Here is a 16,385-nt window from a genome sequence, read left to right as displayed (position 1 = left end):
TATCTTACGTTTTCGTTTGAAATCAAAATAACACCGCTTTCATTTTAATGCAAGCTTTTTTGTACAAAAAAAGAAGCTGGTTTGCACTAGCTTCTGCTTAAATAATGGTCAAAGTGACCGGACTTTGCCGTAAATATTCTTCAATGTCGGCCGGAATCTGATCGTCGGTAACCACCTGACTAACTTGGGATAATTCCAATTGCTTCACGGTGCTGGCTTTCATAAATTTGGTCGCATCAGTAAGAATAATCACTTCTGCGGCCTGACGTGCCATCGCCTGCACCATTTCAGCCCGTTCAATGTTGTTGCAAAAAAAGCCCTGCTGCGGCAAAAAGCCGTCCGTGCCCGCAAATAAATGTTTCACGTGAAACTGGCTAATCATCTGCTTGGCTAAGGCCCCGACAACTACTTCAGAAGCGGCTTGATATTTACCGCCCGTTACAAAAACTTCCAAGTTGGAATATTGTCCAACGTAATCAGCAATAAAATAAGAAACAGTGATAATCGTCACGTGCTTGCCTGATTTGCCCAGAAATTCCGCTAGCAAGGCACAGGTCGAACCTGATTCCAGCATAATTGTTTCGCCATCTTGAATGAATGCGGCTGCTTTTTGCGCAATTTTAACCTTGAGGTCATAATTTACCGCAAGCCGAGCCCGCAAATTTTCCGGATCAGCCATGACAGCATAACCATGCTGCCTTTTTAACAATCCTAATTCTTCCAACTGTGTTAAATCTTTTCTGATTGTCACCTTGGAAACCTGTAACTTATCCGCTAACACAGCGACATCGACTTTTTGCTTTTGATTAACAATTTTGATAATCTCTTTTTGCCTAGTTAACATGGTCATCAACCCTTTTGTTTTTTTCTCTATTTTACCATTTAGCGCGCTAAGATGCTACTTTTGAAAAAAAATCATTTTCGTATGAAATGCAATTTGCATTCTTTCGAAATAAAGCGTACACTAAAGGTGAAATAATCAGGAGAAGGTGAGTTTATGCCAGCTACAGCCACACCCCCTCAAAAAGGGTTAATTTTTAATATCCAAAAATTCAGTCTCAACGATGGCCCCGGTATCCGTACCGTAGTCTTTTTCAAAGGTTGTCCTCTGCGTTGCGCCTGGTGTGCAAATCCGGAATCACAGCAAAAAAAGCCTGAAATGATGTATGATGAACGCTTAAAAAAAGAAGTTACCGTAGGCAAATATATGACAGTTGATGAAATTATGCGGGTCATCTTGCAAGATAAAGACTTTTACGAAGAATCAGGCGGCGGCGTGACTTTTTCAGGCGGTGAAGTCCTTTTTCAAGCTGATTTTGCGATTGAATTAGCCAAACGGATTAAAGCCGAGCATATTAATTTAGCCTGCGAAACCACGGGTTATGCTAAACCCGAAGTCTTTGAAGAATTCATGTCTTACATTGATTTCATGTATTATGATTGCAAGCAATGGGACCGCCTGCGCCACCAAAAAGGGACCGGCGTCGGCAATGAATTAATTTTAAAAAACCTTGCTTTGGCCCTAAAAAAACAAGACCAGCTGTGCATCCGCATTCCGGTCATTCCCGGTTTTAATTACACCGACGATGATGCTAAGCACTTTGGCGAACTTTTCAAGCAGTTAGGCGTCACTGAAGTTGAACTGCTGCCTTTCCACCAATTTGGCCTGAAAAAATATGCTGATTTAAACCGAACCTACCAGCTTAAAGATGTCAAGCAATTGCAAAAAGACGACCTTTTATCCTTTCAAAAAATTTTAAAAGACTATCACGTCACCGCTAAGATTAACGGCTGGTAAAAAAAAGAGCAGCTTGAAAGCTGCCCTTTTTTTATTTTTTCTCCTTAAATTCACCCTCGATAACATTTTCATCGATATCGTCTGGTTCATCCAGCGGCAAAGGCATTACTACCATCGCAATTGCATACAGGATGATTCCGCCAACTACATGCCCTAAAACAATACTCAAAGCTACAAAAATCAACCTACCCCAAGTCTTGTCAAAACCAAAATATTCAGCAATACCGCCTAAAACACCGCCTAAAATTTTATCATTTGATCTGGTTAAATGCTTTTTTCTCTTTGCCATTCGAATCCCTTCTTATTGGATATTAATATCACCCATATCATCGGTTACATACAAAATATCGGCTAAATTTGCTTTTTTATTAAATTTGCGTGCTACCTTTTGGCCTTGGAACTGATTGTCGCCCACACCATTTTGCAAAACATAGCCTTGAATCTGACCGCTAACCACGGTAATGTCGCCTGTTTGCGAAGTTAAAGATGATTTGCCCTTGACATCGAGCTGGTTGGCGGTAATATCACCCTCATCTGCTTTCAAATTGCAGGCTGTTAACCCGCTGTTATTCAAGGTTAAATCACCTTCACTGGTCTTAATTGAAACCTGCTTTAGCTGGCTATTTATTGTCTTTAAATCGCCATCGCCTAAAATAATTGTACCATTTTCCAAAGTAGAATTTACCATTTTAAGATCGGATTCTGAGCTTTTGAGCGTCAATTGCTTAGCTGTCACCTTTTGAAAATCAGCATCAGCATCACAGGCCATCATCTCAAGCTTGGCTGTCGTTATCCCTTTAGCATTCAGATCGGCATTAATTCCTTCTAAATGCACCTTTTGATAGCTAGCCTTATCCGGAACGGTCACAATCAAACGATTTTCATCGACATGCATCTGACGGTCATTCCACGTAAAATTAACATTTGATTTCGGCTTATCACCTTGAGTTGCATAAACTGTTAAAACACCGTCTTTTTCCTTAATAACCGGAGCATCTTTACGGTCACCAACATATTTAACACTGAATTTAGCGCCTGTACGAATTTCAAGACTGATTTTAGCAAAACATTTCTTGCCCATATACGTTTGATTCAACAAAAAATTCAGTTGCTGTGGATTTTTAACCTGATAAGTTTTAGCATATCTCTTCTGCTCACTATTCAAGACCGGTTTTGCCCCCTCAAAATAAACACTTTGATTTCCATGACCTACTAAGCCAAATATCAGCAAAATCAAGCCGCCAAAGGCAAGAATCAGTCCCCATTTAAATATTTTTTTCATTATTAATTACTCCTCTTAACCAATCTCTGATATACTTTTTGGCTCAATTGTGCTGTAAATTGGACAACACCTTTAATAATCCAATAAAGCAAGACCAGTGCCATCATCAAACCACCAAGAACCAATAATCCGAGGCCTAAATAAAAAATGCCTGCCATCAAATTGGCCAAAAGGACGCTAAAGCCGATATACAAACAGACGATCCCTACCAAAACTAAAACGCAGATAAGACTGATAATCCCAATGCCGATAGAGCCAAAGAAAGTCAAGCCTACAAAGACAGTCGCCAAAACAACTAAGGCTGCCGGTGTGGCTAATAAAGCTAAAATGACTTTTAAAATCATATTGCTGTTAGCTTTTAACGAAGCCTTTTGATTAGCGTTATTTTCTTTTTGCATTTCAACTTCTTTAATGGAAAAATCAGCTAAAATTTTGCGGCTGAGCCGTTTAGGATTGCCTAAGCGCTGCTCTATCGCCTTTGTATCGTTTAAATTGGCATCATCAATAAATTCACGATAAAATTCTAAAACATCTGCCCTTTCTTCAGGGGTTAAAGCTGCTAAGTACTCTGCCAATTCCGTTAAATAATTTTCTTTATCCATGTTAACTTTCCTTGTCGATTACTTTATTTTCAAAAATTTGATCCAAACTTATTTTGAAATCATTCCACATTTTGTAAATTCTGGCTAAATGCTCAGTTCCTTGTGCCGTAATTTGATAATAGCGCCGGTTGCGCCCTTGGTAAGGCTGGTCATAAGTCGTCACAAACCCATTTTTCTTTAACCGCCGCAATACGGGATACATGGTAGACTCAGAAATAGTTAGTGCTTCTTGAATATCTTGGGTTAAAGCATAGCCATAATAATCTTTTTTAGATAATAAAGCTAATACCAAGCCATCGAGCAAATCTGCCGTGACTTTAATTTCCATTACATCCACCTCAACTTTATTCAATATTAATATTATATAAAGTATAATATTAAATGTCAATACAATATAAAAATTTGGCCCCTGCTAAGCAAGCGCCAAATTTTAAATTATCTTTCTTTGAGTGGCTTTAATTCAAAGCGAATGCCCTTTTCATCGACCACTCCATAAAGGTGGCCATCCCCGACACAGCCAAAATCTAGGCGGGCATATTTTTTTTCTTCATCAATCATTTCAATGCCTAAAACCATTTCTCTAATAAAACGGTGTAAAACAACCCCTTCTTTACCGCGACGTTCTGCTTTTTCAACCGACTTGGCTAGGGTAAAACCTTCATCTAAAAACTGCTTGATAGCAAAAATCTTATACATCGCACCTAACCCATATTTGCGGGCTGATCCTTCATTTTCATTAATCGGTTTAATATACCCCTTTTGTTCCCAATAGCGCAACTGTCTAGTGGAAACACCCGTCATCTTACTGACATCGCCAATCCCGATGCGCAGATTATCACCAAATTTTACTTTATCCAACTTATACTTCCTTTCTTTGCCGAGGCAACCCCTTCACATTCAATATTGTAACTTTTTTTCAAAATTGTCAATTTTTTTGACATTTATTTGATGGCGCTATCAATCTTCCTTTGAGTGCGCTACAATAAGCATAGCTTAATGTAAAGAGGGGCTTACTGTGGAAAAACATTTAATCTTATTTGACATCGATGGAACATTATTAACCGACCAAAGAACTATTTTGCCGGCAACTGTAAAAGTTGTCAACCAGCTCACTGATTTGGGCCATGCCGTCTATATTGCCTCAGGCCGCCTGTTGGTTTCCGCCAGCACCTATGCTGCCAAGTTAAACAACCAGGTTCAAACCATTGCATCAAATGGCAGTGTCTACACTTTAAATGGCACAATAGTTAAAAATCAGCTGGCTGATGCCGCCATCAAGGCTTGTTTTTTAGCCTGCCAAAAATATCCCAGTGTCAAAATGCGCCTTTTTTCAACCACAACAGCTTATTGCTTTGGCCATGTGGATGAGAAACTTAAAAAAATGGCCCCCGAAATTACCTTTATTGACATTGCTTCATATGGAGCGCTAAAGCAAAAAGGAGTCTATATTACTAATGGTATCTTGTTTTCTGAAAATTTGACCGATTTAAGCCATGTTAAAGCATATCTTTCTTCCTATCCTTTGGACCTGTCTTCATCCAATCTCTACAATATTGAACTAATTCCCAAAGGTCGGTCTAAAGCCCAGGCCTTGCTGGAAGTAGCTGAAAATTTGCAGATTCAAGTTAAAAATACCATTGCTTTTGGCAACGGCGAAAATGATATCGAAATGCTTCAAACCGCTGGTACCGGCGTGGCCATGCAGAATAGTCCGCAGCAGGTATTGGATCGGGCTGATGAAATTATTACTTCTAATAATGAAGATGGTATCGCCCAGTTTTTGCGTCATTATTTCGGCTTATAAAAAGCTTGAGATTTCTTATAAAATTTTTTGCCTTTGCTTACGTCTTTATTTATTTCTATCAGGTATCATAATGCCTGTAATCAAGTTAGTGAAGTCAAACCGAGAAAGGACGCTGCAGACCATGAATGATTTAAAAACTCCCCCTAGAACAGGTCAAACAGATCACATCGTTCCTGCCCAGGTCGTGAAGGTCACTGAACGTGTGATTACCCTAAAAACCCAAAATAATCAAGTTATTAAGATCAAGCACAAAAAAGACAAACTGCTTACCCAAACAATGCTTGACCTTCTTCGAACGAAGCTCTGGATTCCTGTCAACTTGACACTCCATAAACTCCTCAAGTATGACTGGATTCAAACTCCTTCGTTACAATATTCATAACTAACCTATCCCTAATAACAAAAAAGCACCTTTACAGGTGCTTTTTTTGTTATCTTCTGACAGGCTCAATCACAACATATCTTCTTGGATCAGAGCCGCGGGAATACGTTTTAAGTTTAGGATTATCCGCTAAAGCAGCATGAATAATCTTACGTTCATAAGCCGGCATCGAATCCAATTCCATTCTTTTTCTTTGTTCTAAAGCATCATAACCGACTTTTTTAGCCAAATAAGTTAAGGTTTCTTCGCGGCGTTTCCGGTAATCAGCGACATCTAAAACAATCGCCAAATGGCGTCTGCTAAGCTTATCAAAGTAATTTTGCGCCAGTAATTGCAGGGCATTCAGGGTTTTACCATGTTTGCCAATCAATAAACCTTCCTGCTGTGTCGCAAAGTTGTAGTAAACATCTCGCCGTTCAATCGTGACATCGATTTGGGCTTCAATCCCCATCTTTTTGGTAATTTCAGCCAAATATCCGCCAACTTCCCGCAAAGCTTGTTCCGTTTGCGCTTGCGTTTCAATTGGCTTTTTAACTGCTGCTGGTGCCGTTTTTTTCGCTTTAACTTCTGCTTGGACCGGCACCGGCTTAGAAGCGGGCACCTTTTTTACCTCTTCTTTTACAGCCATTTCAATGACAGCGTCTTTTTTGCCGAAGCCTAAAAAGCCTTTTTTCCCTTCATCTAATACATTAACTTCTACTTCTTCACGAGTTTTGCCTAGTGTGTTTAAGCCTTGCTCAATGGCTTTTGTGACTGTTGGTGCGGAAATTTTCATGATAAATCCCCCTGTTGTTTATTTACATAGCTAGTATAACACAAGACGGCTTTTAACCTCAGCAATTTCATCCAAGCCCCATTAAAAAAATATCATTGCTTGATCAAGTCATATTGCTGTCTTTTTTGGAGCTTTTATGGTTAAATTAGAATTAATAGAACATTTCTAATTTAAATTTAAGGGGGATTTTTAATGTCTGCTCAAACAAAAATCAATGAAGCACTATTAAAAGACGATTTATATCAAGCTGTTAACGGCGCATGGCTCAAAACAGCGGTTATTCCTGCCGATAAAGCCGCAACTGGCGGATTTTATGAACTCGATCAAAATATCGAAAAAACTCTAATGCATGATTTTGATGCTTGGCTGGAAAATAAAAACCTGCCTGCTGATAGACCAACACAAGAATTTGTAAAATACTACCAATTAGCCGCTGATTTTGCCAAGCGCGACCAAGACGGCTTTGCGCCAGCCAAAAAGTATCTTGACCGCGTCCTTGATTTAAAAGACTTAGCTGATTGGCAAGCTCAATGGACAGATTTAAATTTGGAAAAATTTGATGCTCCGTTCGGCTTTTATGTCCAACCTGACATGAAAAATACCAGTCAATATGCCTTATATGCCTACCCTGCCGGCCTCTTTTTACCCGATAAGACCTACTATGAAGATGGCAATGAACAAGGGCAGGCTTTGCTTGCTGTTTTACAAAAAATGCTCCATGAACTCTTCCTTAAGGCTGGTTACGACGAAGAATTTACCCAAAAGACCATTACACAGGCTTTAGCTTATGATAAACTCATTGCACCTTTCCAAAAAGACAGTACGCAAAGAGCTGATTACGTTAAGTCTTACAATAAGTACAGCTTTGATGACTTTAAAGCTGTAGCTGAAAACTTTGACTTGGGTGCTGTGGTAACCGAACTGCTCAACGCTACGCCAGACCAGGTTATTGTGACAGAACCAAACTATTTTGCCAACCTTGATCAATTTGTCTCACCTGATCATTTTGAAGCTATGAAGAGTTGGATTTTCGTCAAAACCCTGATGAGCACCACTGCCTTTTTAAGTGATGACATTCGGATTTTAGGCGGAACTTTCTCCCGTGCTTTGTCTGGTTCTAAAGAAGCTATGAAAGCTAAAAAAGCTGCTTACCATCTTGCCTCCGATCAATTCAGCCAAGTTGTCGGTCTTTATTACGCCCACAAATATTTTGGTCCTACAGCCAAAGCTGATGTTAAGCAAATGGTGGAAAAGATGGTGGCTGTTTATAAGAAACGCTTAGCCAATAACGACTGGCTCAGTGAAGAAACAGCTAAAAAAGCCATCGTGAAATTGGATGCTTTAGGTATCAATGTCGGTTATCCCGATGAACTTGATCCTTTATACACCAAATTTGTTGTTGATGAACAGCTTAACCTGTTGGATAATGCCGTCAACTTCACCAAAGTAGCAACTAAAGATAACTTAGAACGCTTTGGCAAAGAAGTCGACCGGACCCGTTGGGAAATGCCGGCTCATATGGTTAATGCCTACTATGATCCATCATTTAACATCATCGTCTTCCCAGCTGCTATCTTACAAGCACCATTTTACAGTTTAGACCAAACCGCTAGTGAAAATTACGGCGGCATCGGCGCTGTCATGGCCCATGAAATCTCCCACGCCTTTGATAATAACGGGGCACAATTCGACGAATACGGCAATTTGAATAACTGGTGGACGGAAGCCGATTTGAAACACTTCCAAGAATTAGCTCAACAAATGATTGCTGAATTTGACGGCTTAAAGACCGAAGCTGGGACCGTTAACGGTAAGCTGGTCGTTTCCGAAAATATCGCTGATGCCGGTGGCCTTTCCTGCGCCTTAGAAGCAGCCAAGGGAGAAAAAGACTGTGACTTGCGCGCCTTCTTCATCAGCTGGGCCCGTATTTGGTGCATGAAATCTTCACTTGAAAGACAAAAGCTGCTCTTAGCCGTTGACGTCCACGCGCCCCACACCCTGCGTGCCAATGTTCAGCCCAAGAATCTCGATGACTTCTATACTGCCTTTGACGTCCACGAAAATGACGGCATGTGGCTACCAAAAGAAAAGCGCGTCCACATCTGGTAAGGGTGCTTTTCTTGGCGGTTAAGCTTCGTAAGCTAAGTGCCCTGAACCCGCCGTGGGCTGTAAAGCCCCAAGGATTAAGGGGCTTAGCTCTAGAAGCTTGCCAAGAAAAGCCCGACTACTTCAGGGTGCAAAACTGAGCGCTTATGAGCCGTAAGCTAAGCTTGGCCTGATGGCGACGCGAGGGGCTTGTCCCCTCCTAGCCTTCAGGTCCTTAGCGCTAGGCTCATGCGAAGTTTTGCCGTACTACTCCAGGGTGCAAAACCGAGCGCTTAGGCTTTGTATGACAAGTGGCCTGGCTCGCAGTGAGGCTGAAAGCCTCTAAGAGACAGGTTCTTGTCACTAGAAGCCTGCGAAGTTTTGCCGTACTACATCAGGGTGCTTTGGGGAGCGGTTATGGGCTGTATGACAAGTTGGACTACGACGAAGCGGGGCTGCTAAGCCCCCGAGGAGTAGTTCCTTGTCACTAAGCCCATGCGACCAAAAGCCGTACTACATCAGGGTGCTTTTGGGAGCCGGTTATGGGCTGTATGACAAGCTGGACTGCGACGAAGCGGGGCTGCAAAGGCTTCGCAGCAAATAAATTATACGAAAACCAGGCTTTTAGGCCTGGTTTTTGATTGCTTTTGAAAAAAATTTTTGCTATGGTTAAGAAGATTAGAGGGGGATTTTTATGACTTTACAACTTGTTGAAGCTAATAAAGATTGGGATAAAATTAAAAAGCTGTATCTTACTGCTTTCCCTGCGGTTGAGCGCTTGCCTTTTTGTTTTTTAAAGAGTAAAACCAAAAAGCAAACAGCTGAATTTTGCAGTCTTTACGACGATGATAAATGGATTGGCTTTATCTATACCTTAAAAGATGCCACGTTGGCCTATGTCTTCTTTTTGGCTATTGCACCAGAGTTCCGCTCCCAAGGTTATGGTTCACGGTTAATCAAGCTCATCGCTGCCCGCTACCAAAACCTGGTAATTGGTCTTAGTGCCGAAAGAATTGACGCTTCAAAGGAAAATAACGCCCAACGTATCCGCCGGCAAAAATTCTACCACCGCAATAACTTCTTGCCTTCCGGATATTATAGCCGTGAAAAAGGCGGAGAAGAATTTGATTTTTTAACCTATTCTCAAAAGAAAGTCGATCCGCAAGCTTATCCGCAACTGATGCGGCATGTGCTCGGCTTTTTACAGCCACTCATTTTGCCAGTTAAAATGTATCAAATTTAATTTTGCAGCCGCTTGTTGAAGCAAGCGATTTTTACTTGTTATTTTTAAAAAAATTAGTACAATGAAAGCGAAAGAAGGCGCTATTTTGGATAAATTTCAAGCTATTTTTCAACAAATCAAAAATGATCCGCAAAATGCCAAGTATACGTCGCAAGGAATTGAACCTTTATATAAAGCTTCGACCACAGCTAAAATCGCCATTATTGGGCAAGCTCCCGGCAAAAAAGCACAAGACACTGGCATTTTTTGGAATGATCCCTCAGGTGTCCGCTTGCGCCAATGGTTAGGTGTCAGCGCTGATACTTTTTATAATTCTGATTTATTCGCGATCATTCCGATGGATTTTTACTATCCCGGCAAAGGCAAATCAGGCGACCTTGCTCCCAGAAAAGACTTTAGTCAAAAATGGCATCCACTCTTATTTGACCTCATGCCGCAAATTCAATTAACGATTTTGGTAGGCAGTTATGCCGCTAAAAAGTACCTCAACTTAAAGAGTTCAGCTAAGTTGACGGATGTCGTCCGCGCTTATTCAAATTATTTGCCAGCCTATTTTCCTTTGATTCACCCATCACCGCGGAATCAAATTTGGCTGGCTAAAAATCCTTGGTTTGAACAAGAAGTCATTCCTGATTTACAAAAGCGGGTCGCAACGATTTTAAAGGGGTAAAAAATATTTATAAGTAGGAGCTTTGGCTAACTCTGCGGCGTTATGCTGGTATTATTAATTGAATTTTCAAAAAGTTTTAACCCCTCATCGCTAATACTTACCGTATCTTTTAACATATTCGCTGACGGCAGGGGGCAAGGCTTTTTTTACTATACCCCTTTTGCCGTAAATAATTTTCAATAATGGCTCTTAATTCAAATTGTTTTTCCCACAAAACCTTCATTTTTTCATCTCCCCAGATATTTTTATGGCGCCCCTTTGTCCATCCCTGAACATAATCTCCCTTAAATTACGCCATATTTCCTCCAAGAATAGTATAAAATTCGTTATCCTCTCATTTTAATTTAAACAGTTACCAAAAACTCCCACTAAAATAAATACAAAGCTTCACCCAGCTTTATACCTACTCTAGAAGGAGTAAATTCAGTCTGTTATTTAATAAAGCGAATAATTTGGGCAATGATCGCCAAAATAGCGACAATCATCCATAAAATAGTCCATGCATTATTCATCTTGCCCTTAATCTTGGCTGCGACACCATCAGCCTTTTTACCAGGTCCAAAATAGATTGTCCAAAGGCCTGTGGCTGTTAAACTAAATAAATCAAACATATAAACCTGACTGCTGATATGACTGGCATCTTTAAAAAGTTGAAAGATAATAATTGCCGTCAACAAGATAAAACTAAACCATAAAACAATTCCTAAAAAAAGGTTGGCATACTTACCGACAAAATTAGTTTCATTTTTACTATTCACGTTTTGACATCCTTTTTAATAAATTTGTTTTAATTTTATCATTGTAAAGCGCTTCATGCAATGAATTATTGCGCAACAACGGCCACGGTACTTCTGCCATTGCCCTCAGGCGTGATTTGTAATTGCATATTCAAAGCTTCTTTTAATTCATCCAAATGGCTGATAACCCCTACCATTTGATGAGCTTGACCCAAGTGTTGCAAAACTTCCACCGTATGTTCCACATGCTCCTTATCTAAAGTTCCAAAACCTTCATCAATAAAGAGCGCATCAATTTCAACGCCTCCAGCCTGTGCTTGAATAACCTTGCTGATTGCTAGTGCCAAAGCTAATGATACTTCAAAAGTTTCACCACCTGATAACCTGTCACTACTTCTTGTTTCATTCATGTAATTATCTAAAACGTCAATTTCAAAGCCTTGATTATTGTCATCTAGGCTGTGCATTTTAAGCTCATAGCGTCCATTAGTCATCTTCCTTAACTCAGGATTGGCTACCCGCAAAGCTTTTTTAAAATATTCCCGCAAAATATAACGCTCAAGTGATACTTTACTCCGGCTACCGCTGCCACTGGTCTTATTGCCTAAACCACTCATAATATCATTCAATTGTTTTAGCTCACCCAACTTTTGATAACGGTCGTTCAGTGCCTCATTTAAGGTCCCAATTTGGTTTTCAATTTGCTTATTTTGCTTCAGTAAAGCTTTCAAATTACTTTCTTTTCCCTGTAATTGATCAATTTCTGCTTTAAAAGCTGCAATCTTTTGTTCCAGTTCAGTTGTATTGACAAAATGTTCATCTTTTAGTTCACTCGCCAAAAGCGCTAACTGATTTTCGATTGTTTGCACATGTGACTGGTATTCTTTGAGACTGTCTAATAAAGTTTGTCTTTGATCTAAAGCTTGATATAACTGAGCTAACTCATCCCAAGTTAAAGCATTTTTTCTTAAAGCTTCCTGCAATAGTTCTTTGGATTTTTGCGCATTTTCTAAAGCGTTTTGAGCTAGCGTTTTAAGATTAGCTTGCTTACTTTTAGCAACTTCAATATCTGTTTGCAAGTCCTGCCATTGCTTTTGTTTAGCCTTGTGTTCACTTTCAAAAGACGCAATCTCCTGGTGTAGTTGTTTGATTTTAGCTTCTAACTGGGCTTTATTGGTAAATTCTTGCGGTATTCTAGCTGCAATTTCAGCTAACTGGGCTTCAGCTTGGGCTTTTTTAGTTTCAATTTGCATAAGTTTAGCCTGCATGGCACTTAAAGACTGTGTTAACTTGTCTTCTTTACCCATGGTTAAAGCTAATTGATCAAGTAAAACCTGCTTTTGTTTAGCGTTGGCCTGGTAGCTTTCTTCTAATGAAAGCAGCGTTTCTTGACCTAATTGTAAAGCTTCTTTAGCTTGTGCAAAACTGACATAACCCATTTGCTTGAGCTGGTCTTTAGCTAAGGCTAAATCAGCGCTTTTTTCCGTCTGTCTTTGCTTTGTTTCAAGAAAGTTGGCTTCAATTTCATTTTTATTTTTCCAAGCTTGATCAGCTCTTTGCTTGGCTTGATTGACATCATTTTTGCTGATTTTACCCGGTATTGCCTGTGCTAAATGCGGGTGCGTGGTGGACCCGCAAACCGGACAAGGGGTATTGTCGGCTAAATTTTGGGCTAGTTCAGCACTAATATTAGCTGTATATTGCTGTTCTAACTCGCGCCATAATTGCAGCGTCTTCTGCTCGTTTTCCTTGGCTGCTTGATATTCAGGAAACTTTTGCGCTAATAAATCATTTACCTGCTTTAAAGCCTGTCTTTGCCGACTAAAATTAGCAACACCGGTCCTTAGTGTCTGTTGCGCCAGCTCCTGCTTATTTTTTTTACGCAAAAGTTCGGCTTCGTCCAGTAAAGCAGCCTGCTTTTGCTCCAATTTTTCTCTAACCTGTTTGAGTTCCACCAACTTATTTTGAGTATCTTGATATTTTGCCTGCTCTTGTTTGGCGAGGTCCAGCAAATGCTTATTTTCAAGCTTGGCCTGCTCATAATGATCAAATTCATCTAATTTACTGTTTAAAAGCGTTAATTGCTGTTGCATTTGCTTTATTTGGGGGAGCTTATTAGCTAAGCTTTGGTTTTCAGCAGCTAAAATTTGGCTGGTTTGCTCCATTTGCGCCAATTGCTCTTTTAAAAGCTGGGCTTGTTTTTTAGCTTGCTCAGCTTGCCCGCTATTGTCATGGTATCTCTCCCATAAACTCTGATTTTCTTTAGCAAAATTAAGCTGATTTAATAACGCTTCTTTTTGCTGCATACTTGGTGCTTGTTCGCGTAAAGCAGCCTGTTCTTTTAGTAAAGCAGCTTGATTTTGCAAGCGCTGGTTGATGGATGTTTGCTTGCCGAGTTGGTTTTGCGCTAAATCACGCTCCTGTTCTTGGGCGCTTTTCTTTTTATTTAACTGCGCAATATCTGCCTGCCATAAGGCTGTTTGTTCCTCAATTAAGGCTAACAGTTGCAAAATATCTACAATATTAGTCTTATTTTTTTCAGCTGGCGTTAAAAGCTCCGCAGCTTTTTCTTGCAGGGAATCGTTAAATTGAAGCTGCTTAAACAGCTGATTTAACTGTACTTGCTGCTCTTTTAAAACCTGACTGTCTTCGTCGAAGCGTTGTTTGACCTTTTGTGTCCATAATTGATAAATATTAGTACCGAAAGCTTTCCGAAATAACTCCTCTTTATCATTACGATTTGCTTTTAAAAAAGCACTAAATTCCCCCTGCTGCAGCATCACAATCTGTCTAAATTGTGTTGCATCAATATTTAAAAGCCTTTTGATTTCATCATTAATGTTTTGCGTTTTATTGGCCAAAGTCGTGTTATCGACTAACCGTTTAAAATAACTGGTTTTATTATCATATGACAGGTCGCCTTTTTGAGTTAATTTATAGCTTCTTTGAACCTCATAAGCTTTACTTTGGTGTTCAAAACAAAAATTAACCTGCATTAGGCTGCCTTTGGGCGCAAAATTAGAGATAGTTTCTTTAATCGTTTTGCCCCGCGAGACCCCATATAAAGCAAATTCCATGGCTTCAAATAAAGTCGTCTTACCACTGCCTGTCGCTCCGGTAATCAAAAAAGGACTTTCAAGCTGGCTAAAATCGACTTGCGCTTTTTCATACGGGCCAAAATTTTTAAGACTTAATTTGAGAGGCTTCATTTTGTTTCCTCCTTTTTCGCTTCTTCAAGGCAATCTTTTGCTATTTCTAATTGGTAAGGCGTTAACTCATTTTGACCTTTAGCCATTTTGCCAAAAAAAGTCGTCAACAGTGTTAAAGGATCCTGTTTCAAATCTAATTTAACTTCATTTTCAGCCGTAGCTTCATTTTTATAAGCATATTTAAACTGCACTAAGCGGGGATATTTTGCTTTTAAGCGGTTATAAGCCTCAATGATTGGTACTTCATTAGTGAGTGTCAGATAAAAGAAAGCTTGTTCATCTTTAACTTCTTGCTGTAATAGGTCTTCAAAATCGCCTTTTAAAGCCACTAAATCATGCAGCGGTGTCAATGCTTTAAAAGTTACCGTATCTTTGTTTGTATCTACAATAAAACAGCCTTTCGTCTGCTTTTGTTCCGATAAAGAATATTTAACCGGTGAACCGCTATATTTGATGGTTGGATGCTTCGACGCCTGATATCCGTGTAAGTGGCCTAAAGCAACGTAATCAAAAACTTCCAGTAAATCAAGCGGCACTGCTGCTAAGCCGCCGACTTCACTTTGACTATCCGAGTCCGTTTTCGAGCTTCCGGCTGCAAAGAAATGAGCCACCAAGATGTGTTTTAAGTCCGGCTTAAACTGCTGTTTCATTTTCGCTACGATTTTTGCCATAGCTAAAGCTTCCGTCTTAAGCGTGTCATCTTGAAAATACTCACTAGCTTGATAGGGTGCAAAATAAGGCAGCAAAAAGAATTGGACATTCCCCATTTCTATGGGTTCAAAAGCCTGCTCTAATTTAGTATGCATGTAAAATTGCTTGTCCGCATACCAATCATCCCCTACGGCTAACTTGGCAGCTGAATCATGGTTCCCGCTAATCGCTAGCAAAGGAAAATGATCGTCCTTGTTAAATTTTTTAAACCAATGATTGACAAGTGTAATAGTTTGATCAGCTGGATTTTTTTGGTCATAAATATCGCCTGCCACCACAATTGCATCGACTTGTTCGGCTTTGGCGAGTTGTTCTAACTGGCTTAGAGCTGCATTTTGCTCTTCTTCTAAACTAAATCCTTCTAACTTTTTGCCCAAATGCCAGTCTGCTGTATGTAATATTTTCACCGCGTCACCCTTTCTTGAAATGTATCTTTATTGTACCATTGGATTTTTAATTTTGTTGGCGCGGCACTAAAGTCAAAGTGCCATCTTTGGCCTGTGATAAATAATATTCATCTGTCTTAGTCTTGAAACCTTTTGATAATACCAAAACCGTATATTTACCTAAGGTTTGAACTTTTGCTTTTTCCATTTAAATGCCCCCTATTTTCATTTTATGTCTCTATTATAACTGTCACTTGCGTCAAAAAATGTCGCTAAAAAAAGCTGCGCTTAAAAACGCAGCTTTTTATTTTATAGCTAATTTTTCTGTTTTTGATTGGCCTTATTTAAAGCGATAATGCAACTTAAAGCTAAAAAGGCATAAATGGCTGCCACAGGTCCCAAAGCATTTAAAGAAGCTTTAGCCATGACCCAAGAACCGGTTGCTGATCCAATCGAAATCCCTAAATTAGAAAAGATAGAATTAAACGAAGATGCAAAAACCATGGAATCAGGATAATCTTCTTCAGCTACCTTTAAAAAATGTAGTTGCAGCGGTGAATTGAATAAATACATAACCGACCCTGTACCTAAAAGTCCAATAAATCCGACCCATTGATTAAACATCAGCACCGGAAGGCATAAGAATAAAACGACTTCCAGCAGATAAATTTTAGGCATCGTTTTTAAACCGCCTTTTTCAG

Annotated in this window: 18 protein-coding genes; 6 read left to right on the top strand and 12 right to left on the bottom strand. The window is 39.7% G+C overall.

The features are described 5' to 3' along the window. Positions 1 to 97: 97 nt before the first annotated feature. A complete protein-coding gene (locus BMX26_RS00905; protein ID WP_075529594.1) occupies positions 98 to 844 on the bottom strand; it encodes a DeoR/GlpR family DNA-binding transcription regulator in 747 nt (248 codons plus the stop codon). 153 nt (positions 845 to 997) lie between these two features. On the opposite strand from BMX26_RS00905, the gene BMX26_RS00900 reads away from it, so the two are divergent. After that, complete coding sequence (locus BMX26_RS00900) at positions 998 to 1,798, top strand: glycyl-radical enzyme activating protein (RefSeq protein WP_075529593.1); 801 nt, start codon at positions 998 to 1,000, stop codon at positions 1,796 to 1,798. Positions 1,799 to 1,829: 31 nt separating this feature from the next. On the opposite strand, the gene BMX26_RS00895 is transcribed toward BMX26_RS00900, so the two are convergent. From BMX26_RS00895 to BMX26_RS00875, 5 genes are all read right to left on the bottom strand, one after another. Further along, positions 1,830 to 2,087, bottom strand: a complete 258-nt coding sequence (locus tag BMX26_RS00895; protein ID WP_075529592.1) for a PspC domain-containing protein — start codon at positions 2,085 to 2,087, stop codon at positions 1,830 to 1,832. Between the two features lie 12 nt (positions 2,088 to 2,099). Further along, positions 2,100 to 3,080, bottom strand: a complete 981-nt coding sequence (locus BMX26_RS00890) for a DUF4097 family beta strand repeat-containing protein (RefSeq protein ID WP_075529591.1) — start codon at positions 3,078 to 3,080, stop codon at positions 2,100 to 2,102. Positions 3,081 to 3,082: 2 nt separating this feature from the next. Then, positions 3,083 to 3,682, bottom strand: coding sequence for a DUF1700 domain-containing protein (locus tag BMX26_RS00885; RefSeq protein ID WP_075529590.1), 600 nt, complete (start codon positions 3,680 to 3,682; stop codon positions 3,083 to 3,085). A 1-nt stretch (position 3,683) separates the two neighbouring features. Then, positions 3,684 to 4,010 carry a PadR family transcriptional regulator gene (locus BMX26_RS00880; RefSeq protein ID WP_075529589.1) on the bottom strand — a complete coding sequence of 109 codons (327 nt, stop codon included), beginning with the start codon at positions 4,008 to 4,010 and terminating at the stop codon, positions 3,684 to 3,686. Between the two features lie 107 nt (positions 4,011 to 4,117). Next, positions 4,118 to 4,540, bottom strand: a complete 423-nt coding sequence (locus BMX26_RS00875; RefSeq protein ID WP_075529588.1) for a MerR family transcriptional regulator — start codon at positions 4,538 to 4,540, stop codon at positions 4,118 to 4,120. 157 nt (positions 4,541 to 4,697) lie between these two features. On the opposite strand from BMX26_RS00875, the gene BMX26_RS00870 reads away from it, so the two are divergent. Together BMX26_RS00870 and BMX26_RS00865 are read left to right on the top strand one after the other, a co-directional pair. Further along, complete coding sequence (locus BMX26_RS00870; protein ID WP_075529587.1) at positions 4,698 to 5,486, top strand: Cof-type HAD-IIB family hydrolase; 789 nt, start codon at positions 4,698 to 4,700, stop codon at positions 5,484 to 5,486. 121 nt (positions 5,487 to 5,607) lie between these two features. Next, positions 5,608 to 5,868 (top strand): hypothetical protein, encoded by a 261-nt coding sequence (locus tag BMX26_RS00865; RefSeq protein ID WP_075529586.1) that lies wholly within the window; start codon positions 5,608 to 5,610, stop codon positions 5,866 to 5,868. Between the two features lie 49 nt (positions 5,869 to 5,917). Here the strand turns inward: BMX26_RS00865 and jag are convergent, their stop codons facing one another. Further along, positions 5,918 to 6,643: an RNA-binding cell elongation regulator Jag/EloR gene (jag, locus tag BMX26_RS00860; RefSeq protein ID WP_075529585.1), complete on the bottom strand. Its 726-nt coding sequence runs from the start codon at positions 6,641 to 6,643 to the stop codon at positions 5,918 to 5,920. A 192-nt stretch (positions 6,644 to 6,835) separates the two neighbouring features. Here jag and BMX26_RS00855 point away from each other — a divergent pair, with 192 nt between their 5' ends. From BMX26_RS00855 to BMX26_RS00845, 3 genes are all read left to right on the top strand, one after another. Then, a complete protein-coding gene (locus BMX26_RS00855) occupies positions 6,836 to 8,752 on the top strand; it encodes a M13 family metallopeptidase (RefSeq protein WP_075529584.1) in 1,917 nt (638 codons plus the stop codon). Positions 8,753 to 9,422: 670 nt separating this feature from the next. After that, the gene (locus BMX26_RS00850; protein WP_075529583.1) at positions 9,423 to 9,971 is read left to right on the top strand and encodes a GNAT family N-acetyltransferase; all 549 of its coding nucleotides are present in this window, start codon (positions 9,423 to 9,425) and stop codon (positions 9,969 to 9,971) included. Positions 9,972 to 10,056: 85 nt separating this feature from the next. Next, positions 10,057 to 10,641, top strand: a complete 585-nt coding sequence (locus tag BMX26_RS00845) for a uracil-DNA glycosylase family protein (protein ID WP_412771380.1) — start codon at positions 10,057 to 10,059, stop codon at positions 10,639 to 10,641. A gap of 431 nt (positions 10,642 to 11,072) precedes the next feature. On the opposite strand, the gene BMX26_RS00840 is transcribed toward BMX26_RS00845, so the two are convergent. From BMX26_RS00840 to BMX26_RS00825, 5 genes are all read right to left on the bottom strand, one after another. Then, positions 11,073 to 11,399 carry a hypothetical protein gene (locus BMX26_RS00840; RefSeq protein WP_075529581.1) on the bottom strand — a complete coding sequence of 109 codons (327 nt, stop codon included), beginning with the start codon at positions 11,397 to 11,399 and terminating at the stop codon, positions 11,073 to 11,075. 65 nt (positions 11,400 to 11,464) lie between these two features. Beyond that, the gene (locus BMX26_RS00835; RefSeq protein ID WP_075529580.1) at positions 11,465 to 14,587 is read right to left on the bottom strand and encodes an AAA family ATPase; all 3,123 of its coding nucleotides are present in this window, start codon (positions 14,585 to 14,587) and stop codon (positions 11,465 to 11,467) included. Further along, a complete protein-coding gene (locus BMX26_RS00830; RefSeq protein WP_075529579.1) occupies positions 14,584 to 15,705 on the bottom strand; it encodes an exonuclease SbcCD subunit D in 1,122 nt (373 codons plus the stop codon). The genes BMX26_RS00835 and BMX26_RS00830 overlap by 4 nt, the downstream gene beginning before the upstream one ends. 46 nt (positions 15,706 to 15,751) lie before the next feature. Continuing rightward, positions 15,752 to 15,892, bottom strand: a complete 141-nt coding sequence (locus BMX26_RS09565) for a hypothetical protein (RefSeq protein ID WP_173647590.1) — start codon at positions 15,890 to 15,892, stop codon at positions 15,752 to 15,754. 107 nt (positions 15,893 to 15,999) lie between these two features. Beyond that, entirely contained in the window at positions 16,000 to 16,362 is a 363-nt protein-coding gene (locus BMX26_RS00825; RefSeq protein WP_143454832.1) for an MFS transporter, read from the bottom strand. Between the last annotated feature and the right edge of the window lie 23 nt (positions 16,363 to 16,385).

The organism is Ligilactobacillus sp. WC1T17 (assembly GCA_900110005.1).
GTDB classification, from domain to species: Bacteria; Bacillota; Bacilli; order Lactobacillales; family Lactobacillaceae; genus Ligilactobacillus; species Ligilactobacillus ruminis_A.
The sequence above is the reverse complement of the archived record's forward strand: the minus strand, read 5'-3'. Positions and strand labels throughout refer to the sequence as shown.

What these genes read in the sequence shown, in the direction of transcription:
- BMX26_RS00905 (WP_075529594.1), bottom strand. Translation starts at nt 844, where the DNA reads ATGTTAACTAGGCAAAAAGAGATTATCAAAATTGTTAATCAAAAGCAA.
- BMX26_RS00900 (WP_075529593.1), top strand. Translation starts at nt 998, where the DNA reads ATGCCAGCTACAGCCACACCCCCTCAAAAAGGGTTAATTTTTAATATC.
- BMX26_RS00895 (WP_075529592.1), bottom strand. Translation starts at nt 2,087, where the DNA reads ATGGCAAAGAGAAAAAAGCATTTAACCAGATCAAATGATAAAATTTTA.
- BMX26_RS00890 (WP_075529591.1), bottom strand. Translation starts at nt 3,080, where the DNA reads ATGAAAAAAATATTTAAATGGGGACTGATTCTTGCCTTTGGCGGCTTG.
- BMX26_RS00885 (WP_075529590.1), bottom strand. Translation starts at nt 3,682, where the DNA reads ATGGATAAAGAAAATTATTTAACGGAATTGGCAGAGTACTTAGCAGCT.
- BMX26_RS00880 (WP_075529589.1), bottom strand. Translation starts at nt 4,010, where the DNA reads ATGGAAATTAAAGTCACGGCAGATTTGCTCGATGGCTTGGTATTAGCT.
- BMX26_RS00865 (WP_075529586.1), top strand. Translation starts at nt 5,608, where the DNA reads ATGAATGATTTAAAAACTCCCCCTAGAACAGGTCAAACAGATCACATC.
- jag (WP_075529585.1), bottom strand. Translation starts at nt 6,643, where the DNA reads ATGAAAATTTCCGCACCAACAGTCACAAAAGCCATTGAGCAAGGCTTA.
- BMX26_RS00855 (WP_075529584.1), top strand. Translation starts at nt 6,836, where the DNA reads ATGTCTGCTCAAACAAAAATCAATGAAGCACTATTAAAAGACGATTTA.
- BMX26_RS00850 (WP_075529583.1), top strand. Translation starts at nt 9,423, where the DNA reads ATGACTTTACAACTTGTTGAAGCTAATAAAGATTGGGATAAAATTAAA.
- BMX26_RS00835 (WP_075529580.1), bottom strand. Translation starts at nt 14,587, where the DNA reads ATGAAGCCTCTCAAATTAAGTCTTAAAAATTTTGGCCCGTATGAAAAA.
- BMX26_RS09565 (WP_173647590.1), bottom strand. Translation starts at nt 15,892, where the DNA reads ATGGAAAAAGCAAAAGTTCAAACCTTAGGTAAATATACGGTTTTGGTA.
- BMX26_RS00825 (WP_143454832.1), bottom strand. Translation starts at nt 16,362, where the DNA reads ATGCCTAAAATTTATCTGCTGGAAGTCGTTTTATTCTTATGCCTTCCG.